The organism is Pseudomonas sp. AC016, assembly GCF_979253365.1.
Genome location: NZ_CEEDCC010000001.1, coordinates 5,875,347 through 5,896,940 on the forward strand (window position 1 = coordinate 5,875,347; position 21,594 = coordinate 5,896,940).

The window sequence follows — 21,594 nt, forward strand, 5'->3', positions numbered from 1 at the left end:
TACCGACTTGGACTATACATAGCAGCGATGCAACGTGATGGAGGCATTGCGGGCAATAAGCCAACAGCATAGGCGCTCTATTCACCTGACCCGGCGCTTTTGGAGAAGTTTCGAGTATTTTACCGGCGGTCGTCTGGAGCAAGGCTTGGCGGCCTGTTTGCGGGCATCGCCGGTGCAATGCCTGCGCTTTTTCAGGGCGGCGTTCGACGAACTTATCGGGTGATGACCGGCCGTCGGATTGTTCGACAATCAACGGGATCCCATTCATTTTGCGAAAAATACCCAGGCCTTTTCTGCTTTTTTCGGCTGAATGGGTGCGCGCTGCCTTTTCCAGGTGCAGGCAATGGTCAATTCACGAGCACCAGAAGAAACTTCCTACATCTGTGCTGGAACATTTTGGAGCAGGGCGGGATAGAATCACGGTCCTTTGGCCTGCCATTGATTGCGCAGGCCTCATCGTAAACGCTGTATGAAGACTCATTGGTTGACGGGGATGGAAATGGAAGGCCCAGAGGTGTTGGTACTGCAGGCGAGTTACACCAATCCGGTACACGCAGCTGCGATCGGGTTCGTCTTGAACGAATATGCGCTGGATGCCATGGGTACGGGCAAGCCGTTGTCGAGCGATACGCGCCAGCAACTGGCGATCGAACTGGCCAAGCGGCCTCATGCATTCAGCGTTCTGGCATTCATCGCCGGTGAGCCTGTGGGGCTGGTGAATTGCTTCGAAGGCTTTTCCACCTTTGCCTGTCGTCCCCTGGTCAATATCCACGATGTCGCGGTCATTGCCGCACACCGCGGTAAAGGTATCAGCCAGAAAATGCTCGCCAAGGTCGAAGAGATTGCGCGTCAGCGCGGGTGCTGCAAGCTGACGCTCGAGGTGCTGGAAGGCAACGATGTCGCGCAGGCAGCGTATCGCAAGGTCGGTTTCGACAGCTATCAGCTGAACCCGGAAATGGGCCGCGCCATGTTCTGGCAAAAGACGCTGTAATCGTGGCGGCGCTGTCAGATCAGGGCTTCGTACAGCGTTCTGAGGCGGTGGCAGTGTTTCTGGCGTTGCGAAATGTGTCTGGCCCGCGAAACCGAACTGGCGCAAAATGCGCGCACTGTCTGATCCGGAAAAGCTTGCGGGACCGTTGATTAAGGCTGCTTGCTGGCGTAGTCGAAGAGGAAAGGCGGGGAGGAGATCAGGCGGGCAAGCCAGCGGATCGGGCTTGCCTCGGGGCGGTCATGGCGCAGGGGGTGAATCTTCAGAGCTGTAGAGCTGTACCGGAAGAAGTCAGCTGGGTTTGCTGAAGCATCATGCTCAGATGAGCGACCTTCTTCTGCAGTTGCTCACGTTCTTCTTTCAACGCACGCAGTTCGTCGCGGCGGATTGTCACATACAGGGTTTGTGGTGCCAGTGCTGGTAGTACAGTGCCCATTGCTCACCTCGCAAATGGTGGATTCAACCTGGAAAGGTCCGTGGCAATGACTATCAATCCCTGAGTGGCCGCTGCTAACCTCTCTATCGGCACAGATTCTGATTTCTTTTGCGTTAAATTGGAACTTTTTTATTTTTCATGGTCGCGAACGTTTATCGATCGCGACAAAATGCACTCACTGGCAGCACCGCTGTTGTCACTTCCCTCAGGGGAACCGACGTTCTGTCTCGCTTGACTAACCAGCATGCTCACTGACTGTTGAAGCGCTGGACGACAAGTGAGGCCCCTTTTACGAGTTTAGGAGCAACTTCATGCAACTTGGGATTATTGGACTGGGCCGCATGGGCGGCAATATCGCACGGCGTTTGATGCTCGATGGTCACACCACCGTGGTGTATGACCGTGACGAAGCGTCACGCAGCGCCCTGGCCAATGAAGGCTCGACGCCAGCAGCCGATCTGGCCGAACTGGTGGGTGCCCTGCAGGCTCCGCGTGCAATCTGGGTCATGCTGCCAGCGGGCGCACCGACCGAGGACACGATTCAGATCCTGAGCCAGTTGCTTGAGCCCGATGACGTGATCATCGACGGCGGCAACACGTTCTATAAAGACGACATCCGTCGTGCGCAGGAGCTCACCGACAAGGGCCTGCACTACGTGGACGTTGGTACGTCCGGTGGTGTCTGGGGGCTGGAGCGCGGTTACTGCATGATGATCGGCGGCGAGAAAGCGATCGTTGATCGTCTCGACCCGCTGTTCGCCACGCTGGCGCCGGGCATGGGCGATATTCCGCGCACCAGGGATCGCAATTCTACCGATCACCGTGCCGAGCATGGCTATATTCATGCCGGCCCCGCCGGTTCCGGTCACTTCGTGAAGATGATCCACAACGGCATCGAGTACGGAATGATGCAGGCCTTCGCGGAAGGCTTCGATCTGCTCAAGCAGAAGAACTCCGAACATCTGCCAGCCGAACAGCGCTTTGACCTGAACACTGCGGACATCGCTGAAGTGTGGCGTCGTGGCAGCGTCGTCTCGTCCTGGTTGCTGGACCTGACCGCCGACGCACTGGCCACCGATCCACAGCTGGATGCGTTCTCCGGTTCGGTTGCCGACAGCGGTGAAGGCCGCTGGACCATCGAGGCCGCCATCGAGCAGGCTGTTCCGGTTCCTGTATTGTCCAGCGCGCTGTTCGCGCGATTCCGCTCCCGCCAGACCAGCTCCTACGCTGACAAGATGCTGTCGGCCATGCGCTTTGGTTTCGGTGGTCACAAGGAACCCAAGTAATGGGCCTGTCACGCGGCACATCCGAGCAAAAAGCCGACGTCGCACCGCCAACAACGCTGTTTCTGTTCGGTGCGCACGGGGACCTTGTCAAACGCCTGCTGATGCCGGCGCTCTACAATCTGGCGCGTGACGGTCTGGTTGACTCAGGCCTGCACATTGTCGGTGTCGATCACAACGCGATCAGCGACGCCGATTTTGCGAAGAAGCTTGAAAACTTCATTCGTGACGAATCTGCCGCGAAGGTCTCCGAGTCGGGCAAGGATCCTCTGGACCCCGAATTGTGGGGCAAGCTTGCCGAGCGAATCAGTTATGTGCAGGGCGACTTTCTGGATGACTCCACTTACCGGGACATCGAAAGCAAGATAAAGAGCACCGGCTCTGCCAACGCGGTGTTCTACCTCGCGACGGCACCGCGCTTCTTCAGTGAAGTGGCGACGCGTCTGGGCTCGTCCGGTCTGTTGAAGGAAACCGAAGGCGGATTTCGTCGCGTGGTGATCGAGAAGCCTTTCGGCTCCGATCTGGCCAGTGCGGTGGAGCTGAACAATTGCCTGCTCAAGGTAATGAGCGAAAAGCAGATTTATCGCATCGATCATTACCTGGGCAAGGAAACGGTGCAGAACATTCTGGTCAGCCGTTTCTCCAACGGCCTGTTCGAGTCGTTCTGGAACAATCATTACATTGACCATGTGCAGATCACTGCTGCGGAAACGGTCGGGGTTGAAACCCGTGGCAGTTTCTACGAAAACACCGGTGCTCTGCGCGACATGGTGCCCAATCATCTGTTTCAGCTGCTGGCGATGGTTGCCATGGAGCCACCGGCTGCCTTTGGCGCTGATGCCGTGCGCGGCGAAAAGGCCAAGGTGGTAGGGGCGATTCGTCCCTGGAGCGAAGAAGAGGCATTGGCCAATTCGGTACGCGGTCAGTATGCGGAAGGCGAGATGTCCGGCCGCAAGGTGCCCGGTTATCGTCAGGAAGATCGCGTGGCAGCCGACAGCACCACGGAAACCTTCGTGGCGCTCAAGGTCATGGTCGACAACTGGCGCTGGGTGGGCGTGCCGTTCTACCTGCGCACCGGTAAGCGCATGAGCGCGCGCAGTACCGAGATCGCCATCTGCTTCAAGCCCGCGCCCTATGCGCAGTTCCGCGATACCGAGGTGGATCGGCTCAAGCCGAACTATCTGCGCATCCAGATTCAGCCCAACGAAGGCATGTGGTTCGATCTGTTCGCCAAGCGCCCTGGCCCGACGCTGGAGATGGAAGACATCGAGCTTGGTTTTGCCTACAAGGACTTCTTCGAGATGCAGCCGTCGACCGGCTATGAAACGCTGATCTACGACTGCCTGACCGGGGATCAGACGCTGTTCCAGCGTGCTGACAATATCGAAAACGGCTGGCGTGCCGTGCAGCCGTTTCTCGATGCCTGGGCCAAAAAGCCCGAGGTCACGCTGTACGAAGCCGGCAAGGATGGTCCTGAAGTCGGTGACGAGTTGTTGAGCCGCGATGGTCGTGAATGGCGGGAACTCAATGTCTGAACACACTGATGTGTCTGTGTCCGAACGGTCTGTGCGTTTTCTGCTTTCCGATATCGATGGTACGTTGCTGCGCCCCGATCACAGCCTGAGTCAGGCCAACATCGACGCCGTGCGTGATCTGCAACTGGCGGGTGTCCATTTCACCCTGGCCAGCAGTCGACCGCCGCGTGCGATGCGTGAAGTGATCGAGGCGCTGGGCATCGAGCTGCCAACGGTTGCGTTCAACGGCGGGACCATTACCCACGCTGATGGCCGCCTGCTGGCGGCGCACCGCATCGACCCGTCGGCAGTACGCACCTGTCTTGATCTCTTTGCGACCCAGAAGGTCTCGATCTGGGTGTTCGCCGATGACGACTGGCTGCTGCTCGATCCCGAAGGTGACTACGTCGATCATGAGCGCGATGCGCTGGGCTATGAGCCGGTTCGGGTGAGTAGCTTCGAGCCCTATCTGGATCGTGTCGACAAGATTGTCGCCGCGAGCAAGGACTTCGAACTGCTGAAGACGCTTGAAACACGTCTGAATCCGCTCATCGACGGACTGGCGCTGGCGGCGCGTTCGCAGCGTTATTACCTGGATGTCACGGCGCTGGAAGCCAACAAGGGATCAGCGCTGGTTGCTCTGGCCGACTACCTGGGTGTCGACCTCGCGCACACGGCAGCCATCGGCGACGGCGGCAACGACGTGGCGATGTTTCACAAGGCCGGTGTTTCGATTGCGATGGGGCAGGGCGAGGCCGGTGTGCTGAGTCAGGCTGATCATGTCACCGGCAGCAATGTCGAGGATGGTGTCGCAACCGCGATCAGGCGTTACATTCTAGGCTGACAACGTCGCTGCCCGATGGGGCGGCGATGCTGTATCTCACCTGTCTGTATTTCTTGTCTGTATCTCCCTTGTCTGTATTTAACTTGCGTGGGCTTCACAAGAGCGGGTATTCATGACGGCAACTGTTCATAAATCAGAGCATTACGAATGGCCGCATTGATTGAAGACTACGCACTGCTGGGAAATTGTCAGACTGCCGCGCTGGTTTCACGCGATGGGTCGCTGGACTGGCTGTGCTTCCCGCGTTTCGATTCTCCTTCCTGCTTCTCGGCCTTGCTGGGCGACAGCGACCATGGCCGCTGGAAGATCGCGCCACATGCAGAGATCGTATCCGTAGAGCGGCGCTACCGCGACGGCACGCTGATTCTGGAAACCGTGTTCGAGACCCGCGAGGGTCGGGCGATGCTGGTCGATTTTATGCCCATGAACACGTCGGGGCATGTCGTGCGCAAAGTGGTAGGTCTGTCCGGAGAGGTCGCGTTCGACATGGATCTGGCCATTCGCTTTGATTACGGCAGTAGCGTGCCTTGGGTCGAGAAGAAGGATCCGCACACGCTGACTGCTGTCGCAGGGCCGGAAATGCTCGTGTTGCGCAGTCCGGCGCCGCTGCTCCCTCAGGATCATCACACTGCCAGCCACTTCAAGGTCGTCGAGGGCGAGAGCAAGGTATTCACCCTGGCGTACCAGGCATCTTATCTGCCGGTTCAGGCGAGCATCGATACGCTGCACGCGCAGGAAGAAACCGAGCGCTACTGGCGCGAGTTTTCGGATCGCTGCCCCGACGTCGGCCCTTGGACCGATCAGGTCAAGCGCTCGCTGATCACGCTCAAGGCGATGACCTTCGCCCCGACTGGCGGAATCGTGGCTGCCGTCACGACCTCGCTGCCCGAACAACTGGGTGGTGAGCGCAATTGGGATTACCGTTATTGCTGGCTGCGGGATGCGACCATGACCCTGCTGGCCTTCATGAACCTGGGCTACTTCGAGGAGGCGACGGCATGGCGTAACTGGCTGTTGCGCTCGGTGGCGGGGAATCCGGAGCAGATTCAGATCATGTATGGCGTAGGCGGTGAGCGACGCCTGGCTGAATACGAACTGCCCTGGCTGAGCGGCTATGAAGGCTCGCAACCTGTGCGTATCGGCAACGGTGCTGCCACGCAGGTTCAACTGGACGTGTACGGCGAAGTGGCCGATGCCATGATTCAGGCACTCAAGGGCGGCATGCCACGTCATCCGCGCAGCGTCGCGATCTCCAAAGTGGTCATGCCGTTTCTGGAAAAGGTCTGGCATCAGCCGGACGCCGGGATCTGGGAGATCCGCTCCGAGCCTCGACACTTCACGCACTCCAAGGTCATGGCCTGGGTCGCGTTCGACCGTAACGCCACGCAGATCGCTCAGGCGGCCGAGAGCGACGAGGACCGCGCGCTGGCCAGGCATTACCGGCACGTGGCTGACGAGATTCACGCCGACGTCTGCAATAACGGCTTCGATGCGCAATTGAACAGTTTCGTGCAGACCTACGGTGCCAAAGAGGTCGATGCCAGTCTGCTGCAGATTGTGCTGACCGGTTTTCTGCCTGCCGATGATCCACGTGTGATCGGCACAGTGGCCGAGATCGAGCGCACGTTGATGCAGGATGGTCTGTTGCTGCGCTACGACGGCGAGCGAAGTGTCGATGGCGTGTCGGGCAGCGAGGGCACGTTTCTGGTCTGTTCGTTCTGGCTGGCCGATGCCTATGTGTTACTGGGCAGGGCCGACGAAGCGGCGGCCTTGTTTGGCAGGCTTTGCGACCTGTGCAATGACGTCGGCCTGCTGGCCGAGCAATACGACCCGAAGGCTGGGCGTATGCTCGGGAATTTCCCGCAGGCGTTCAGTCACATCGGCATCATCAATACCGCGTTGAACCTTCACAGGACGGTGTGTCCTGCCAGGGCGCGTACTTCCGGCGGGATTGACGGCTGCGTCTGATTATCACGGCAGAAGCGTCAGCCAGCCTTGCGAAAGGTCAGGTTGATGCGCTGCTCGCCAAGCTGGGGATGCACGGCTGGCTTGACGGGCAGTATCCCGTGAAAGCGCAGTCGGTCTTCGCCGCCCCAGACCACCACATCGCCATGAAACAGCGAAATGCGCTCAGGTTTGTCGCTGCGCTGCAGGCCGCCGAACTGGAATACGGCGGGAATGCCCAGTGATACGGACACGACCGGCCAGCGGTGGTCGTGTTCGTCCTTGTCCTGATGCAGGGACATCTTCGCACCGGGAGTGTAGCGATTGATCAGGCAGGCATCGGGCACAAAGTCGGCGAAGCCGGCTTTCTGCGCGGCGTCTTGAGCCAGTTCCAGAAAGATGTCAGGCATTGGGGGCCAGGGCCGGCCGGTTTGCGGGTTTGTGTGGCTGTAGCGATAGCCATGAGGATCGGTAACCCAGCCCAGCGAGCCGCAACTGCTCAGCGCCGCTGACATGGTGTGGCCGCCAGGCGTGACCATGTGTCTGAACGGCGCATCGGACAGCGTTTCATTCAGTGCGGGCAATAACCGTTCGATGAGAGGCAGGGCAAGGCCGCGAAACAGCCATGACTGGGGACCTATCTGCAGGGTGGACGCGGGCTGGGGCTCTTCACCGGCAAACAGATCGAAGGTAGCGGAAAGGTCGGTCTTGCGCTGCATGATCGGATTCAATACCTGCTACGGTCTACAGAGCCTTGCTGACTTTCACGTCGCTGATCTGGTCGTCGCCCTGGCCATGCATCTTCTCCAGCGCAGCGCGTGCTTCTTCAACGGATGCAGATTGCAACTGGGCGAATTCAAAGCGGCGCTCGCCGTTGAGTTTGTAACTGACGGCGTATTTGGTGGTGCGAGCGGGACTGTTCATGGCGATTCCTTGTATCGGCGTATCAGCGCAGGCTGGAGGTCGAGCGACGTACGATCTTGATGGAATGAGTGAAGGCCGGTTTACGACTCGGGTTGGCATCGGGCTTGCGTCCGGTGGTGTCGATGGTGATGTTCCAGAAGCCGGTGCTGGGCGCCGCGATCTTGGCCGGAAACGTATCGAACGCACCGCCGTGATAAGTGTGACGACCGCCGTTCTTGAAGGCGCGGAAATTGGCGTCGTTCATCAGGCGAATGTTACAGAGCTGTGAGCACTGGATGACGACCAGATCGTCCTCGTTCAGGTGCTCACGCTGGTGTACGAATTTCATGTAAAACTCCGGGGAAAATGGCTTTTTCTGAAAAATCAAAACGATAGCATGCGGCGTAGGCCAGTTGACGCTGGTAAGCGGTTAATTGTGTCCTTTATGGACAAAAAAACGCTTCTCGGGAATTTAATCGGGCCGTTGCAGGTCGTACCACCTTTATTTGGAGGATTGTATGAAACTGGCAGTTGTAATCCTGGCACTGGCAATGACTGGCTGCGCGACGGTGAATGACATCGAGCATACGCCTGCCACCATGAGCGTGATCTCGGGCAAGAACCCCCAGGAGTATGCAGACTGTTTCATCGAGAAGATCAGCAGCAGTCGCTCGAAGCCTTCTGTAGAGCCTCATCGTGAAGGACTGCGCCTGATTGTCGCGCAGAAAATGAGCAAATCACCGACCGCAGTGATTGACGTTGAAACCCGCTCGGGAGGCAGTTCGATCAAGGTCTATGAGCGTCTGGCCAATGTGCCGATCCGCTTTCGCGACGTCCAGCATGCTGCAGAGGCCTGCATATCGGGTTGATAGAGGCCGCCCGCCGAGCCTGATGCCGAGGCGGGCTGAATCAACGGCTTACTTGCAGACGACCAGGACGCTGCGGCTTTTGTAATTGCCGACATCAACGCCCAGGGTTTTCTCGCTTTCTGCCGGCTGTGGTGTGCCGTCGGTGCCGACGATCTCGTAGCCGGTGCCTGCGCACGAGGCGTCGGCTTTCTCATAACAGCTCGCCCAGGACATGGCTTCGCCCGAGCAGTCGATACTCAGCCCCTGCTTGCCGTTTTTCAGATAGGTGTTGGATGCGGTGGCACAGCCGGTGAGGCCCAGTACGGCAATAATGGACAAAAGTCTGATCATGTTTTTCGCTTCAGAAGAATAAGGCCAGCGGACTGGCGGATGCGGTGTTTGGACTGGCGAGCGGTGCCATCGTTCCGCCATGTTTCAAGGATAAATACAGCGCGTCACTTTTCTGCCATCCCGCTGGAAGCCGGTTCTTTAGGAACTGATGAGTGATCGATGGATTCATTTATCGGGCACACATATCTCGGCTACGCTTGGGCAGATCATGGTCTGCGTGCATCGTCGGTAAACTGGCGGTGTATGGTGTGGGCAGGCAGTTCAATGCAAACGCCATGCCTGTGCAGGGGTTCGGCAGGTTGTGTTCGATGGTCGCTATATAAGCGTTTTTGCGGAACTATCTGCGCTCATGTGCCTCTACCATGACATCCTACGGCCTGTGGCGGGCATTGTAAGGTGACCGCCGCCTGATTAGACTGCGCCGTTAACACCAACAGCCCTTATCAAGGACTTTTATGATCAAGAAATGCTTGTTCCCAGCAGCCGGTTACGGCACTCGCTTTTTGCCAGCGACAAAGGCCATGCCCAAGGAAATGCTGCCGGTGGTCAACAAGCCACTGATCCAATACGGTGTAGAAGAGGCCCTTGCTGCAGGCCTGAACCAGATTTCCATCGTAACCGGTCGCGGCAAGCGCGCCTTGGAAGACCATTTCGATATCAGCTACGAGCTCGAGCACCAGATCAAGGGCACCGACAAGGAAAAATACCTGGTCGGCATCCGTAAGCTGATCGACGAGTGCAGCTTCTCCTACACCCGTCAGACCGAAATGAAAGGCCTGGGTCACGCGATCCTCAGTGGTCGTCCACTGATCGGCAATGAAGCATTTGCCGTGGTTCTGGCTGACGACTTGTGTGTAAATCTGGACGGCGACGGTGTTCTGGCTCAGATGGTCAAGCTGCACAACCATTATGGCTGCTCGATCATCGCGATTCAGGAAGTTGATCCTAACGAGACCAACAAGTACGGCGTTATCGCTGGCGACGAGATCAAGCCAGGCCTGTTCCGCGTCACCGACATGGTCGAGAAGCCGAAGCCTGAAGATGCGCCTTCCAACATGGCCATCATCGGTCGTTACATCCTGACGCCGGACATTTTCGAGAAGATCGAACAAACCGAGCCAGGCAAAGGTGGCGAGATCCAGATCACTGACGCACTGATGAAGCAGGCTGCAGAAGGCAACGTTCTGGCCTACAAATTCAAGGGCCAGCGTTTCGACTGCGGCGGCGCCGAAGGTTACATCGAAGCAACCAACTTCTGCTTCGAGCACTTCTACAAGACTGGCAAGGCTTATTGATTCATCTGCCTGCCCGTGTTTCAAGTCAAGGCCACCTTCGGGTGGCTTTGTCATTTCTGACTGGCCGCCAAGCGGTTATGCTGTGCCCCTGCTAAGGAGACATTGATGGCTTACGATTTCGATCTGTTTGTAATTGGCGCGGGTTCAGGTGGCGTCAGGGCGGCACGTTTTGCTGCCGGTTTTGGTGCGAAGGTGGCGGTTGCCGAAAGCCGTTATCTGGGCGGGACCTGTGTCAACGTCGGGTGCGTGCCCAAAAAGCTGATGGTCTACAGCTCGCATTTCTCCGAAGATTTCGAGCACGCCAAAGGCTTTGGCTGGTCACTGGGCAAAGCGAGTTTCGACTGGCCGACCCTGATCGCCAACAAGGATCGCGAGATCAACCGCCTCAACGGCATCTATCGCAAGTTGCTGGTCGACAGCGGCGTCACGCTGCATGAAGGTCACGCAAAGATCGTGGGTGCGCAAAAGGTCGAGATCAACGGCCAGATCTACAGCGCCGAGCGTATTCTGATTGCAACTGGCGGCTGGCCTCTGATTCCTGATGTGCCGGGTCGCGAGCATGCCATTTCCTCGAACGAAGCTTTCTTCCTCAAGGAATTGCCGAAGCGCATCGTGGTGGTGGGGGGCGGTTACATTGCGGTCGAGTTCGCCTCCATCTTCAACGGTCTGGGCGCGGACACGACGCTGGTGTACCGGGGCGAGATGTTCCTGCGTGGGTTCGACGGCAGCGTACGCACACACCTGCATGAAGAGTTGCTCAAGCGTCACATGGATATCCGTTTCAACAGCGACATCGAGCGTATCGACAAGCAGGCTGATGGCACGCTGAAATTGAGCATGAAAGACGGCGGCACGCTGGAAACCGACTGTGTGTTCTACGCCACGGGCCGTCGTCCGATGCTCGATAACCTCGGGCTGGACAGCGTCAATGTCAAACTCGACAAGCACGGCTATATTGAAGTCGACGAAAACTACCAGAGCAGCGAGCCATCCATTCTGGCGATCGGCGATGTCATTGGTGGTGTGCAATTGACCCCGGTCGCGCTGGCCGAAGGCATGGCGCTGGCCCGGCGCCTGTTCAAGCCGGAGCAATATCGTCCTGTGGATTACAACCATATCCCGACGGCGGTGTTCAGCCTGCCCAACATCGGTACGGTGGGTCTCACCGAAGAGGCGGCGATGGAGGAAGGTCATGAGGTGCAGATCTTCGAAAGCCGTTTCCGGCCGATGAAGCTCACGCTGACCGACGATCAGGAGCGCACCCTGATGAAGCTGGTGGTCGATGCCAAAACCGACCGCGTGCTGGGTTGCCATATGGTGGGGCCGGATGCGGGCGAAATCGTGCAGAGTCTGGCGATCGCGATCAAGGCGGGCGCGACCAAGCAGGTGTTCGACGACACCATTGGTGTGCATCCGACCGCTGCAGAAGAGTTTGTCACCATGCGTACACCGGTCAAACGCTAGATCAGGCAATGTCCGGGACTCAGGATGAGTCCCGGAGTGATAGAGACCAACGGAGGGATCCCGCCGATGAACAGGCAAAAACCGACGTCCGTGATGCCCTTGCATTCGACCGGTCACGAACAGGGCTCCATGCAGCAGATCGATGTGCTGCGCGAGAGCGAGCGTCAATTCAGATTACTCGCCGACAACATGAGCCAGCTGGCCTGGACGGCTGATCCCCGGGGCCATGTTCAGTGGTACAACGAACGCTGGTATCTGTATACCGGGTCTTCGCTTGAGGCAATGCGAGCGCTGGGCTGGCGTTCCGTTCTTCATCCCGAGCACCGCGAGCGCGTCATGGCCCGTCTGCAATACTGCTTTGCGACAGGCTCCATCTGGGAAGACACCTTTGCATTGCGTTCCAGGGACGGCGCTTTCAGCTGGTTCCTCTCGCGGGCATCGCCAATGCGCGACGAGCAGGGTCACATAACTTACTGGCTGGGCACTCACACCGATATCACGGCTCAGGTGCGGGCCGAAGAAGCGCTGCGCGAGCTGAACGAAAATCTGGAGCAGCGGGTTGCCGAGCGTACCCAGGAACTGGCGCGTGCCAATGAGCTGCTGCAGATCGAGATCAGCGAACGGGCGCAGGCCGAAGAGGTGTTGCGTCACGCGCAGAAGATGGATGCCGTCGGCCAATTGACTGGCGGCATTGCTCACGACTTCAACAATATGCTGACGGGCGTGCTGGGTGCGCTGGATTTCATCAGGCGCCGGGTTGCAGTGGGTCGTCTCGATGATGTCGAGCGCTACGTCAATGCTGCGATTGTGTCCGCCAACCGCGCCGGAGCGCTGACCCAGCGGTTGCTGACGTTCGCCAGACGTCAGGCGCTCAATACCTGTGCGGTTGATGTCAATCGGATGGTTCGCTCCATGCAGGAACTGCTGCAGGGCACGTTATCCGACCGAATCTTACTGCATTTCGAATTCGATGAGGCTTTGCGGTTGATTCGCACCGATGAGCATCAGTTGGAAAACGCCCTGTTGAATCTGGTCATCAATGCGCGCGATGCGATGCCGGGCGGCGGTCGGTTGCAGGTGCTGACTCGGGCCATAAGCATCAGTAAGCCGCAGGGTGCGCTGCCGCCGGGCGAGTACGTTGTCCTCAGTGTCGCGGATGATGGCTGCGGTATCAGTCAGGAGGTGATCGATAAGGTGTTCGATCCGTTCTTCACCACCAAGCCTGTCGGCCAGGGGACGGGGTTGGGATTGTCGATGGTCTACGGCTTCATCAAGCAGACCGGCGGGCATGTGCAGATCGAAAGCGTCGAAGGACAGGGTACGCGAGTGGATTTGTATCTGCCCTGTGAAACGGACTCACTGAACTGAGCGTCCTTTCATTCCTCAGGGTGCTGTCGGTTTCTTCCGGGTCGAACTGACCTTGGGAGATGGCTCGCCAGCAGCTTTCAGAGCTTCCAGCGCCACTTCCTTTTTGATCAGCAGCAGCTCCAGCACCCGGTTCTGCTGCTGAGCATCCTTCAAGCCTTGCTTGAGGTCGACAGTGTCTTCCTGAAGGTTTCGTACCTTTTCCTCCAGCAGGGCGCATTGGGTCTGACCTTGCTGGTGTTCCCTCATGGATGCTGCGGCTTGAGCGCCGGCCTTGTCCGTCAGGTCCTTCTGAATATTCAGGTCGCGCTGTGTGCTGCGGGCTTCTGCCAGCAATCGTTCGTTGTCGCGGTTCAGGCGGGTGATGTCTTCCTGGCGAATGCTCAGGCTCTGCTGTGCCTGTCTCAGCTCCATCTGCAACTGCTGGACCTGGCCTTCATGGCGTTGCTGCTCGTGCTCGCGCTGCTCTCGGATCGAATTGCGATAGTGCTCCAGCGCATCGCGCGCATGCTGATGCTTTTCTTCAAGGGAGCGGATCTGCTCATTCTTGTCCAGCAGGCGGGAATCCAGGTCCGAGTTGGCTTGAGTCAGTCGGGTGTTTTCACTTCGCACGGTGAGTAGAGTTTCCTGCAAGTCGAGCAGGGCAGTGGCTTGTCGCTCCAGCGTCTGATCCTTCTGCTGGATCTGCTCACTCAGATCTTCCGTTTTCTTCTGCGCCGCCGAGAGCGCTTCCTGCAATGTTTCGCACTTGGCGGCGTGGTCCACGCATAGCTGGTCAATGCGTTCCTGCGCCTGTCCCTGCAACCGGTCGGCAAGGTTGGCCACCAGCTCCGTCAGTTCTTCATTGATATCGGGCGCAGGTGAATGAGCGGCTTCAAGCTCCTTCAAATACCGATGGATGGTGGTTTTCGACCCGGTATTGCCCATTTCGATACGTACTGCATCAATGCTGGGGTTTTCACCGCGGGCGAGCAAGGCGGACCTTGCCTTGAGCACCAATGCCTTGTTTACGCCGCCCCGTGCCATGTCTGCTCCTACGATTTCGTACTGTGGTATGTACCCTGTATTTACATACTATATCGATTAAAAAATAACGTCATTATGAGAATTCAGTGACGCGGGATATTGGCGTATTATCCCGTGTCATAAGCTGTGGACGCTGATTTACGCTCCCGGCCGGTACACCTATGCAGGTTTTGCTCATGAATGATGTCGATCGTTATCTGGAAGCGGCCACTCGAGACAACACGCGCCGCAGCTATCGGGCTGCCATCGAACACTTCGAGGTGACGTGGGGCGGATTTCTGCCGGCGACCAGCGAGAGCGTGGCGCGGTATCTGGCGCAGTACGCGGGTGAGCTGTCGGTCAATACCTTGAAGTCGCGCCTGTCGGCGTTGTCTCAGTGGCATTCCAGTCAGGGGTTCGTCGATCCGACGCGCTCACCTGTCGTGCGCAAGGTGCTCAAAGGCATTCGCGCCCTGCATCCGGCGCAGGAAAAGCAGGCCGAGCCCTTGCAGTTGCATGATCTGGAGCGGGTTGTCACTTGCCTTGAGGTCGAAGCGCTTCAGGCGCAGGCCCGTAACGATCAGCCTGCACTGTTGCGCTGTCGACGGGACACGGCGTTGATCCTGCTGGGCTTCTGGCGGGGATTTCGCAGCGACGAGCTGTGTCGTCTGCAGGTTCAGGATGTCAAGGCGATTTCCGGCGCGGGCATCAGCCTTTATCTGCCCCGTAGCAAGGGTGATCGGGAAAACGCAGGCAGGACCTATCAGACGCCGGCCTTGCAGCGACTGTGTCCGGTTCAGGCTTATATAGACTGGATCAACTGTTCGGCACTGGTGCGTGGCCCGGTATTCCGGGCCGTGGATCGCTGGGGCAATCTGGGCGAGGAGGGGCTGCACGCCAACAGCATCATTCCTGTGTTGCGCCAGGCGCTGAGCCGCGCCGGGATTGCCGCGCAACAGTACACCAGCCACTCGCTGCGTCGTGGTTTCGCGAGCTGGGCGCACCGTAGCGGCTGGGACCTCAAGTCACTGATGGCCTATGTGGGCTGGAGGGACATGAAGTCCGCGATGCGTTACATTGAGGCCGCACCATTTTTGAGCTCTCCCGAGAGCCAGAGCGGCCTGAAGGTTTCTTCTATTGATAAGCCGCTTCCATAGCGAAAAGCAATCAGTGACATCAGGTTTGCCAATGAGCCTTTGTCATCGATCATGCGTAAGCTTCACTTCATCGAAATCACAACCCATCAGGAGATATACCGATGCCTATCATCAACAGCCAGGTAAAACCGTTCAAGGCAACTGCTTACAAGAACGGCTCTTTCGTTGACGTTTCGGATGCCGACTTCAAAGGCAAGTGGTCTGTCGTATTCTTCTACCCGGCCGACTTCACCTTCGTTTGCCCGACCGAACTGGAAGACCTCGCTGACAACTACGCTGAGTTCCAGAAGCTGAACGTTGAAATCTACAGCGTTTCGACTGACACCCACTTCGCCCATGCTGCATGGCACAACACCTCGCCTGCAATCGGCAAGATCCAGTACACCATGATCGGCGACCCGACCCTGACCATTTCGCGCAACTTCGACGTGCTGATCGAAGAAGCCGGTCTGGCTGACCGCGGTACCTTCGTGATCAACCCTGAAGGTCAGATCAAGATCGTCGAGCTGAACGATGGCGGCGTAGGCCGTGACGCTTCCGAGCTGCTGCGCAAGATCAAGGCTGCTCAGTACGTTGCTGCTCACCCGGGTGAAGTCTGCCCAGCCAAGTGGAAAGAAGGCGAGGCCACTCTGGCTCCGTCTCTGGACCTGGTCGGCAAGATCTGAGTCGTATGAATCGGCTAGGGGCGTTGAGCTCTTGAGCAAGTAAACCGCATCGCCCCAAAAAACGCCCGGGCGGTCATCGCCTGGGCGTTGTTATTTCTACTCTCTGAACATTTTGTCAAAGGAAGCCGCAACATGTTGGACGCCAATCTTAAAGCCCAGTTGAAATCTTACCTGGAGCGGGTCACTCGCCCCATCGAGATCGTCGCGTCCCTTGATGACGGCGCGAAGTCTCAGGAAATGCTTGCACTGCTCAACGATGTGATCAGTGTTTCCAAAGACGTCACCTTGAATGACAGCGGCACCGATGCGCGCACGCCATCGTTCTCGCTGAACAGCCCTGGCCATAATATCAGCCTGCGTTTCGCTGGTATTCCAATGGGCCACGAATTCACCTCGCTGGTCCTGGCGCTGCTGCAAGTCGGCGGCTACCCACCCAAGGTCAGTGCGGAAACCATCGAGCAGGTTCGCAATCTTCAAGGCGAATTCAAGTTCGAAACCTATTTCTCGCAGTCCTGCCAGAACTGCCCGGACGTTGTCCAGGCGCTGAACCTGATGGCAGTGCTGAACCCGAACATCAAGCACGTCGCAATCGACGGCGCGCTGTTCCAGGATGAAGTCACCGATCGCAAGATCATGTCGGTGCCAAGCATCTACCTGAACGGCGAGCTGTTTGGTCAGGGCCGCATGGGCCTGGAAGAAATTCTGGCCAAAATCGACACCGGTGCAGGGGCTCGTCAGGCCGAGAAACTCAATGCCAAAGAGGCGTTCGACGTTCTCGTGGTTGGCGGTGGCCCTGCCGGTTCGGCAGCTGCTGTTTATGCTGCACGTAAAGGCATTCGTACCGGTGTTGCCGCTGAGCGTTTTGGTGGTCAGGTGCTCGACACCATGGCCATCGAGAACTTCATCTCGGTCCAGCACACCGAAGGCCCGAAGCTGGCTGTAGCGCTCGAAGAGCACGTCAAGCAGTACGAAGTCGATATCATGAACCTGCAGCGCGCCGACAAGCTGATTCCGGGCGCAGCCGGTGAGTTGCACGAAGTGAAGTTCGCCAGCGGCGCGAGCCTGAAGGCCAAGACCGTGATTCTCGCCACCGGCGCACGCTGGAGGGAGATGAATGTTCCGGGCGAGCAGCAATACCGCAACAAGGGCGTGGCGTACTGCCCGCACTGTGACGGTCCGCTGTTCAAGGGCAAGCGCGTTGCAGTGATCGGCGGCGGCAACTCCGGCGTTGAAGCGGCCATCGACCTGGCGGGCATCGTGTCCCACGTGACCCTGCTGGAGTTCGACGTGCAGTTGCGTGCTGACGCGGTTCTGCAGCGCAAGCTGCACAGTCTGCCGAACGTGACCGTCATCACCAGTGCGCAAACCACTGAAGTGACCGGTGACGAGCAGAAGGTCAATGGCCTGCGTTACAAGAACCGCGTGACCGGTGAAGAGATCACCGTGCCGCTGGAAGGTATCTTCGTGCAGATCGGCCTGCTGCCTAACAGCGAATGGCTCAAGGGCTCCATCGAGCTGTCGCCTCGTGGCGAGATCGTGGTCGATTCGCGCGGCGAGACTTCGATCCCCGGCGTTTTCGCTGCCGGTGACGTGACTGTGGCGCCGTACAAGCAGATCATCATTGCTCTGGGCGAGGGTGCCAAGGCTTCGCTGAGTGCCTTTGACCACCTGATCCGTACGTCCGCGCCAGCCTGACAGGCTGTTACTTAACAAAAAACCCCATGAGCGATCATGGGGTTTTTTCGTTTCTGGCGCGGGGTTACAGCGGCGTTGGCTGAATGATCTCGACCCAGTAGCCATCTGGGTCCTTGATGAACGCCAGGCTGTTCATGCGGCCATCGGACAGACGCTTTTGAAATTTCACGTTCAGCTTCTCGAAGCGTTCGCAGGCAGCGACTACGTCCGGAACCGACACGCAGATGTGGCCAAAGCCGCGCGGGTCGCTGTTGCCGTCGTGATAAACGGCCGAGGAGTCATTCTCGGTGCCGTGGTTATGGGTCAGTTCCAGGATGCCAGGAATCGACTTCATCCACTCGTTACGAGCGGCATCATCGGTCGGAATCAGCTTTTTGTCGGTCAGTGCGAGGAAGTAAAGGCTGAACTCGGCTTCCGGGAAGTCGCGCTTCTCGACCAGGCTGAAGCCCAGTACGCGGGTGTAGAAATCCAGCGACGCAGTGATGTCTTTGACACGCAGCATGGTGTGGTTGAACACGAATTGCTGTGTAGCAGCTTCGGGTTCGGCGGTCACGCCTGGCGTGGAATTGAGGTCTTGCAGGCTCATGAGTGTCTCCAACATGGGTATTAATGGTGCCAGATGATACGGAGCGGGGCGGCCTGTGCCAAACGCCTGCCGGGATAAAAGGCCCTGGCCCCTTGCGAGTCGCTGGCGACAGGCTCAGACTTTCCGGTCAATCATTTCGATGGCCATGACCACCATGATTTTCCCGCAATGCCGATTTTCGCTCTTGAGCCTGTGCCTGCTGGCATGCAGTGCACCTGTGCAAGCCGCCGACGTGATGATCATCTGGCCCGCAGGCTGGGAGGTGGAGTCTTTGCCTGCAGCGGCGGACGCTCCCTCTCAACCTTCCGTGCAGGTCAGACAGCGTGCCGTCAAAAACGATCAGTCGGGTAATCCGCTGATGGTCATGGAGCTGACCCAGACCCGTCTGACGCCTGGGCATGAAGTCAATGTGCAGGGCGTTTTGCTGGAAATGCGCAAGGCGGTTCAGGTCAATTTCGCCAAAAGTGGTTTTCAGAGCGTCTGTACTCACGTACGCGATGCAAAGCTCAGCGTCGTGCCTGCGCTGGAAACCACCTGCACGGTCACCCAGAACGGCGTCCACGTGCTCACACAGACGCTGGTAGCGGCAGCCAACAAGGAAAAGGCATGGTCGTTGTCGTATGCCGGGTCGGCAGAGGGTTACGCAGCCAACAAGGATGAGGCATTGCAGATTCGGGAAAGCCTGCGTCTGGACGGGGAGCCTTGAGGGAAGGACTTTTATGCAGGCAAAAAGAAGCCCGCCGAGGCGGGCATGGGGCGCTATTCCTTTAGCGGTCTTCATCATGGAACAGGGCATGTGAAAAATCTGTGAACCTCTTGCGCGTTCGTCGCCTGATGCACACGCGCTGCTTTGCGAGTGCCGCAAACGTTTGGCATTAACTAACTACTGTGCTGCTACAAAGCTGACTGTTGGCTGAACAATGACTCGAAACTTTCAAGTTATAACTGTGAGCTGAATCGTATGAGCGTCAGCTGAAATATTGGCGTCATTATTTTGTTTGCGGGGATGCCGGCCGTTCATATATGTACGGGTCAGTTCAGTCAGTGTTGTTTGGAGGATACGCTTCGGTGGGGTGACAAGTCTGCTGCACGTCAGCGCGATACTGATACAGACGCTGACAATAAGTCGGTGCCGCCGTTGCCGCTAATAAAAAGCCCTGCGAGTGCAGGGCTTCCGGGTGCATAGTTGTGATCAGGCGCGAAGCCATGAATCAACAGTATCGACACCGTATTGCTCTTTCCAGGCTTTAAGGCCCCGGTGGTTGCCGCCCTTGGTTTCGATCAGTTCACCGGTGTGCGGGTTCTGATAAACCTTTACGACGCGTGCACGGCGGCGCTTGGGGCCGGCGGGTGCAACCAGTGAGGTAGAGCTGCCCGGGTCCAGGATGGCAATGATGTCACGCAGGCTTTTGCCGTAGCTACCCATCAGTTCCTGGAGCTTTTGCTCGAATTCAATCTCCTTCTTCAGGCCGGCGTCATTCTTCAGGGCTTCCAGCTGTGCCAGCTGCTCCTGAAGGGCTTTTTCTGCTGCTCGAAACTCGGCAAGTCTGGACAAATAACACACTCCGACAATGTCATGGCTGTTGCCAGCCCAATAAAGCGATAAGACAAAACTGTTTGGCTGATCCGCTCGTACGGTCACTGCCCCATACCCGCGTTATCCGCAAAAAATAAGCCGTCCTGGCTTGCCGTTACGCAGATAGAGGGTAGTTACAACTGTGTAGCGGGCAAATAATGCACCTTTTTTTTGAGTTAGAAAATAGTCTTGTTGAAAATGACAAGAACCAACTGTGCGCGGCAGTTGTTTGTCGCGGGCGGGCCGTGTGTTATCCGGGCAGGCGATGTGTAAGTTATTTCTGATAATAGGCGTCGTCTGAAACTGGCGGACGAATCGCTTGTGTGGCACGACAAGCGAAATGTCTGACGGACAAATAGGAGTTATCCATACATTCGGGGGAATTGTCTGAAAGCACCGCTGCAAAAGGGCTGGAGCGACGAACGGCATGGCTATTTGCCGGACGCTGCTCAGCCCGTTTGCTTACAGCCCCTGCTGCAGGGCGGGGTCGTCAGGGTTCAGCTGTTCCAGCTCCGCCAGCAGGATCTGTACGTTCTGCAACTGGCCATTTTCCTTCCAGTACTGGATCAACAGAACGCGTGCCCGACGGTTCGCCGGATCGTTCTGGACGATCTGCACCAGTTGTTTCTGCGCCGCTTCAAGCTGATCCAGGTCGTGCAGAGCGACAGCCAGGTCGTAGCGGTAGTCGTTGTTCTGTGGTGCAAGCTCCGACGCCTTGGCCAGGCTGAGCAACGCGAACTCACTTTGCCCATGGTCTACCAGCCACATGCCCAGCGCATGTTGCAGCAGCGCCGAGTCGGGATGGTGCTCCAGCAGTCCGGCGAACAGGCTGCGCGCTTTCTCGGCCTGGCCTTTCTTGTCCAGCAGCTCGATGTGGGCCAGCGCAGCCTCGATGTTCTGGGGATCCAGAGCAGTGGCACGTTGCAAGGCTTTGAGTGCAGGTTCGAGATCGCCGGTCTGCAGGTAGAGCCTGGCGAGTTGTAACTGGTTGTCCACGGTTGCGGGCTGGCTTTCGAGGGCTTCCTGGAATGCCTCGGCGCTCTGCTGCAGCACGGCGAAATACAGCCCCAGGTCGTCGGGTGACAGGCCCAGCAGCGCGCTGGTCGCGCTGAATCTGACCGATTGCTCCTTGTCGTCCAGCATCGGACCCAGCAACAGACTGCGCTGGCTGCTGGATACCAGCTTGACGCTGGTGGCGATGGCCGCCTGGCGTACCTCGACCGACTCGTCCTTGAGGCTGGCGTCAATCAGCTTCAGGGCTTGCGGACTAGGGTAATTACTCAGTTCGGTGAGGAGGCTGACCCGGTGCGCATCGGAAAGGTCTGTACGCGCCAGTTGCTGATACAGCACCCGCGCCGCGCCAGGCTTACCCTCATGTGCCTGCTTCAGTGCCTGTGTGTAGGTGTGGGCCAGATTGGCAGGCGTGCTTTGCGTGGGCACATTGCGCCATCCCCAGAACAGCGCGGCGACCAGCAATGCGGCGAGTACAGCGATCACGCCGCTGATCCAGCGACGGCGATTGACGGATTGGGGAGATGAGCCGGGCATACCGATATCCATTGCTTGGCGGCTTGCAGCTTCGTGGAGTCGCTGGTCAGTGTCAAACGGCGAGGGTACTCGAACGTGCAAAAAAATGCCCCGCCTCTGAAAGAGGCGGGGCATGGCAGGCCCGGAT

Annotated in this window: 22 protein-coding genes; 13 read left to right on the top strand and 9 right to left on the bottom strand. The window is 58.0% G+C overall.

Going from position 1 to position 21,594, the window contains the following annotated elements; all coding sequences use genetic code 11:
- Positions 1–499: 499 nt before the first annotated feature.
- Positions 500–991 carry a GNAT family N-acetyltransferase gene (locus AC0IXS_RS26475; RefSeq protein ID WP_057408963.1) on the top strand — a complete coding sequence of 164 codons (492 nt, stop codon included), beginning with the start codon at positions 500–502 and terminating at the stop codon, positions 989–991.
- Between the two features lie 259 nt (positions 992–1,250).
- Here the strand turns inward: AC0IXS_RS26475 and AC0IXS_RS26480 are convergent, their stop codons facing one another.
- Positions 1,251–1,424, bottom strand: a complete 174-nt coding sequence (locus tag AC0IXS_RS26480; protein ID WP_004879692.1) for a DUF6026 family protein — start codon at positions 1,422–1,424, stop codon at positions 1,251–1,253.
- A gap of 311 nt (positions 1,425–1,735) precedes the next feature.
- Here AC0IXS_RS26480 and gnd point away from each other — a divergent pair, with 311 nt between their 5' ends.
- The 4 genes from gnd (at position 1,736) to AC0IXS_RS26500 (ending at position 7,033) form a co-directional block, all read left to right on the top strand.
- Complete coding sequence (gene gnd / locus AC0IXS_RS26485; protein WP_029244568.1) at positions 1,736–2,710, top strand: phosphogluconate dehydrogenase (NAD(+)-dependent, decarboxylating); 975 nt, start codon at positions 1,736–1,738, stop codon at positions 2,708–2,710.
- Positions 2,710–4,242, top strand: a complete 1,533-nt coding sequence (zwf, locus tag AC0IXS_RS26490) for a glucose-6-phosphate dehydrogenase (protein WP_449123987.1) — start codon at positions 2,710–2,712, stop codon at positions 4,240–4,242. The genes gnd and zwf overlap by 1 nt, the downstream gene beginning before the upstream one ends.
- Entirely contained in the window at positions 4,235–5,065 is an 831-nt protein-coding gene (locus tag AC0IXS_RS26495; RefSeq protein ID WP_163014836.1) for an HAD family hydrolase, read from the top strand. Before zwf ends, AC0IXS_RS26495 begins: the two co-directional genes overlap by 8 nt.
- A 147-nt stretch (positions 5,066–5,212) precedes the next feature.
- Positions 5,213–7,033 carry a glycoside hydrolase family 15 protein gene (locus tag AC0IXS_RS26500; protein ID WP_122689980.1) on the top strand — a complete coding sequence of 607 codons (1,821 nt, stop codon included), beginning with the start codon at positions 5,213–5,215 and terminating at the stop codon, positions 7,031–7,033.
- A 17-nt stretch (positions 7,034–7,050) separates the two neighbouring features.
- Here the strand turns inward: AC0IXS_RS26500 and alkB are convergent, their stop codons facing one another.
- From alkB to AC0IXS_RS26515, 3 genes are read right to left on the bottom strand one after another with little or no spacing between them, the layout of a single operon-like run.
- Positions 7,051–7,728: a DNA oxidative demethylase AlkB gene (gene alkB / locus AC0IXS_RS26505; protein ID WP_057408959.1), complete on the bottom strand. Its 678-nt coding sequence runs from the start codon at positions 7,726–7,728 to the stop codon at positions 7,051–7,053.
- Between the two features lie 25 nt (positions 7,729–7,753).
- On the bottom strand, positions 7,754–7,933 hold the full coding sequence (locus tag AC0IXS_RS26510) for a hypothetical protein (protein WP_025993687.1): 180 nt from the start codon (positions 7,931–7,933) through the stop codon (positions 7,754–7,756).
- A 22-nt stretch (positions 7,934–7,955) separates the two neighbouring features.
- On the bottom strand, positions 7,956–8,261 hold the full coding sequence (locus AC0IXS_RS26515) for a DUF1883 domain-containing protein (protein ID WP_449117189.1): 306 nt from the start codon (positions 8,259–8,261) through the stop codon (positions 7,956–7,958).
- A 169-nt stretch (positions 8,262–8,430) separates the two neighbouring features.
- Between AC0IXS_RS26515 and AC0IXS_RS26520 the strand changes: the two genes are divergently transcribed.
- Positions 8,431–8,781 (top strand): hypothetical protein, encoded by a 351-nt coding sequence (locus AC0IXS_RS26520; RefSeq protein ID WP_025993688.1) that lies wholly within the window; start codon positions 8,431–8,433, stop codon positions 8,779–8,781.
- A gap of 48 nt (positions 8,782–8,829) precedes the next feature.
- On the opposite strand, the gene AC0IXS_RS26525 is transcribed toward AC0IXS_RS26520, so the two are convergent.
- Entirely contained in the window at positions 8,830–9,111 is a 282-nt protein-coding gene (locus tag AC0IXS_RS26525) for a hypothetical protein (protein WP_004879674.1), read from the bottom strand.
- Positions 9,112–9,566: 455 nt separating this feature from the next.
- On the opposite strand from AC0IXS_RS26525, the gene galU reads away from it, so the two are divergent.
- From galU to AC0IXS_RS26540, 3 genes are all read left to right on the top strand, one after another.
- Positions 9,567–10,406: a UTP--glucose-1-phosphate uridylyltransferase GalU gene (galU, locus tag AC0IXS_RS26530; protein ID WP_004879673.1), complete on the top strand. Its 840-nt coding sequence runs from the start codon at positions 9,567–9,569 to the stop codon at positions 10,404–10,406.
- A 105-nt stretch (positions 10,407–10,511) separates the two neighbouring features.
- Positions 10,512–11,870, top strand: a complete 1,359-nt coding sequence (gorA, locus tag AC0IXS_RS26535) for a glutathione-disulfide reductase (protein WP_057408957.1) — start codon at positions 10,512–10,514, stop codon at positions 11,868–11,870.
- Positions 11,871–11,936: 66 nt separating this feature from the next.
- Positions 11,937–13,238 carry a hybrid sensor histidine kinase/response regulator gene (locus AC0IXS_RS26540; RefSeq protein ID WP_471826113.1) on the top strand — a complete coding sequence of 434 codons (1,302 nt, stop codon included), beginning with the start codon at positions 11,937–11,939 and terminating at the stop codon, positions 13,236–13,238.
- A 15-nt stretch (positions 13,239–13,253) separates the two neighbouring features.
- Here the strand turns inward: AC0IXS_RS26540 and AC0IXS_RS26545 are convergent, their stop codons facing one another.
- The gene (locus AC0IXS_RS26545) at positions 13,254–14,261 is read right to left on the bottom strand and encodes a DNA-binding protein (RefSeq protein ID WP_471826115.1); all 1,008 of its coding nucleotides are present in this window, start codon (positions 14,259–14,261) and stop codon (positions 13,254–13,256) included.
- A 176-nt stretch (positions 14,262–14,437) separates the two neighbouring features.
- On the opposite strand from AC0IXS_RS26545, the gene AC0IXS_RS26550 reads away from it, so the two are divergent.
- From AC0IXS_RS26550 to ahpF, 3 genes are all read left to right on the top strand, one after another.
- On the top strand, positions 14,438–15,397 hold the full coding sequence (locus tag AC0IXS_RS26550) for a site-specific integrase (protein WP_471826116.1): 960 nt from the start codon (positions 14,438–14,440) through the stop codon (positions 15,395–15,397).
- A 101-nt stretch (positions 15,398–15,498) separates the two neighbouring features.
- Positions 15,499–16,062, top strand: coding sequence for an alkyl hydroperoxide reductase subunit C (gene ahpC / locus AC0IXS_RS26555; RefSeq protein ID WP_004879663.1), 564 nt, complete (start codon positions 15,499–15,501; stop codon positions 16,060–16,062).
- A 132-nt stretch (positions 16,063–16,194) separates the two neighbouring features.
- A complete protein-coding gene (gene ahpF / locus AC0IXS_RS26560; RefSeq protein ID WP_057408953.1) occupies positions 16,195–17,757 on the top strand; it encodes an alkyl hydroperoxide reductase subunit F in 1,563 nt (520 codons plus the stop codon).
- Between the two features lie 64 nt (positions 17,758–17,821).
- Here ahpF and gloA read toward each other — a convergent pair whose 3' ends face one another.
- Positions 17,822–18,343, bottom strand: a complete 522-nt coding sequence (gene gloA, locus AC0IXS_RS26565) for a lactoylglutathione lyase (RefSeq protein ID WP_057408952.1) — start codon at positions 18,341–18,343, stop codon at positions 17,822–17,824.
- 154 nt (positions 18,344–18,497) lie between these two features.
- On the opposite strand from gloA, the gene AC0IXS_RS26570 reads away from it, so the two are divergent.
- On the top strand, positions 18,498–19,049 hold the full coding sequence (locus AC0IXS_RS26570; RefSeq protein ID WP_057408983.1) for a DUF4946 domain-containing protein: 552 nt from the start codon (positions 18,498–18,500) through the stop codon (positions 19,047–19,049).
- A 486-nt stretch (positions 19,050–19,535) separates the two neighbouring features.
- On the opposite strand, the gene AC0IXS_RS26575 is transcribed toward AC0IXS_RS26570, so the two are convergent.
- Positions 19,536–19,898, bottom strand: a complete 363-nt coding sequence (locus AC0IXS_RS26575; RefSeq protein ID WP_029244583.1) for a histone-like nucleoid-structuring protein, MvaT/MvaU family — start codon at positions 19,896–19,898, stop codon at positions 19,536–19,538.
- Between the two features lie 483 nt (positions 19,899–20,381).
- Positions 20,382–21,467, bottom strand: coding sequence for a tetratricopeptide repeat protein (locus AC0IXS_RS26580; protein WP_057408951.1), 1,086 nt, complete (start codon positions 21,465–21,467; stop codon positions 20,382–20,384).
- Positions 21,468–21,594 lie beyond the last annotated feature (127 nt).

What these genes read in the sequence shown, in the direction of transcription:
- AC0IXS_RS26475 (WP_057408963.1), top strand. Translation starts at nt 500, where the DNA reads ATGGAAGGCCCAGAGGTGTTGGTACTGCAGGCGAGTTACACCAATCCG.
- AC0IXS_RS26480 (WP_004879692.1), bottom strand. Translation starts at nt 1,424, where the DNA reads ATGGGCACTGTACTACCAGCACTGGCACCACAAACCCTGTATGTGACA.
- gnd (WP_029244568.1), top strand. Translation starts at nt 1,736, where the DNA reads ATGCAACTTGGGATTATTGGACTGGGCCGCATGGGCGGCAATATCGCA.
- zwf (WP_449123987.1), top strand. Translation starts at nt 2,710, where the DNA reads ATGGGCCTGTCACGCGGCACATCCGAGCAAAAAGCCGACGTCGCACCG.
- AC0IXS_RS26495 (WP_163014836.1), top strand. Translation starts at nt 4,235, where the DNA reads ATGTCTGAACACACTGATGTGTCTGTGTCCGAACGGTCTGTGCGTTTT.
- AC0IXS_RS26500 (WP_122689980.1), top strand. Translation starts at nt 5,213, where the DNA reads ATGGCCGCATTGATTGAAGACTACGCACTGCTGGGAAATTGTCAGACT.
- alkB (WP_057408959.1), bottom strand. Translation starts at nt 7,728, where the DNA reads ATGCAGCGCAAGACCGACCTTTCCGCTACCTTCGATCTGTTTGCCGGT.
- AC0IXS_RS26510 (WP_025993687.1), bottom strand. Translation starts at nt 7,933, where the DNA reads ATGAACAGTCCCGCTCGCACCACCAAATACGCCGTCAGTTACAAACTC.
- AC0IXS_RS26515 (WP_449117189.1), bottom strand. Translation starts at nt 8,261, where the DNA reads ATGAAATTCGTACACCAGCGTGAGCACCTGAACGAGGACGATCTGGTC.
- AC0IXS_RS26520 (WP_025993688.1), top strand. Translation starts at nt 8,431, where the DNA reads ATGAAACTGGCAGTTGTAATCCTGGCACTGGCAATGACTGGCTGCGCG.
- AC0IXS_RS26525 (WP_004879674.1), bottom strand. Translation starts at nt 9,111, where the DNA reads ATGATCAGACTTTTGTCCATTATTGCCGTACTGGGCCTCACCGGCTGT.
- galU (WP_004879673.1), top strand. Translation starts at nt 9,567, where the DNA reads ATGATCAAGAAATGCTTGTTCCCAGCAGCCGGTTACGGCACTCGCTTT.
- gorA (WP_057408957.1), top strand. Translation starts at nt 10,512, where the DNA reads ATGGCTTACGATTTCGATCTGTTTGTAATTGGCGCGGGTTCAGGTGGC.
- AC0IXS_RS26540 (WP_471826113.1), top strand. Translation starts at nt 11,937, where the DNA reads ATGAACAGGCAAAAACCGACGTCCGTGATGCCCTTGCATTCGACCGGT.
- AC0IXS_RS26545 (WP_471826115.1), bottom strand. Translation starts at nt 14,261, where the DNA reads ATGGCACGGGGCGGCGTAAACAAGGCATTGGTGCTCAAGGCAAGGTCC.
- AC0IXS_RS26550 (WP_471826116.1), top strand. Translation starts at nt 14,438, where the DNA reads ATGAATGATGTCGATCGTTATCTGGAAGCGGCCACTCGAGACAACACG.
- ahpC (WP_004879663.1), top strand. Translation starts at nt 15,499, where the DNA reads ATGCCTATCATCAACAGCCAGGTAAAACCGTTCAAGGCAACTGCTTAC.
- ahpF (WP_057408953.1), top strand. Translation starts at nt 16,195, where the DNA reads ATGTTGGACGCCAATCTTAAAGCCCAGTTGAAATCTTACCTGGAGCGG.
- gloA (WP_057408952.1), bottom strand. Translation starts at nt 18,343, where the DNA reads ATGAGCCTGCAAGACCTCAATTCCACGCCAGGCGTGACCGCCGAACCC.
- AC0IXS_RS26570 (WP_057408983.1), top strand. Translation starts at nt 18,498, where the DNA reads ATGATTTTCCCGCAATGCCGATTTTCGCTCTTGAGCCTGTGCCTGCTG.
- AC0IXS_RS26580 (WP_057408951.1), bottom strand. Translation starts at nt 21,467, where the DNA reads ATGCCCGGCTCATCTCCCCAATCCGTCAATCGCCGTCGCTGGATCAGC.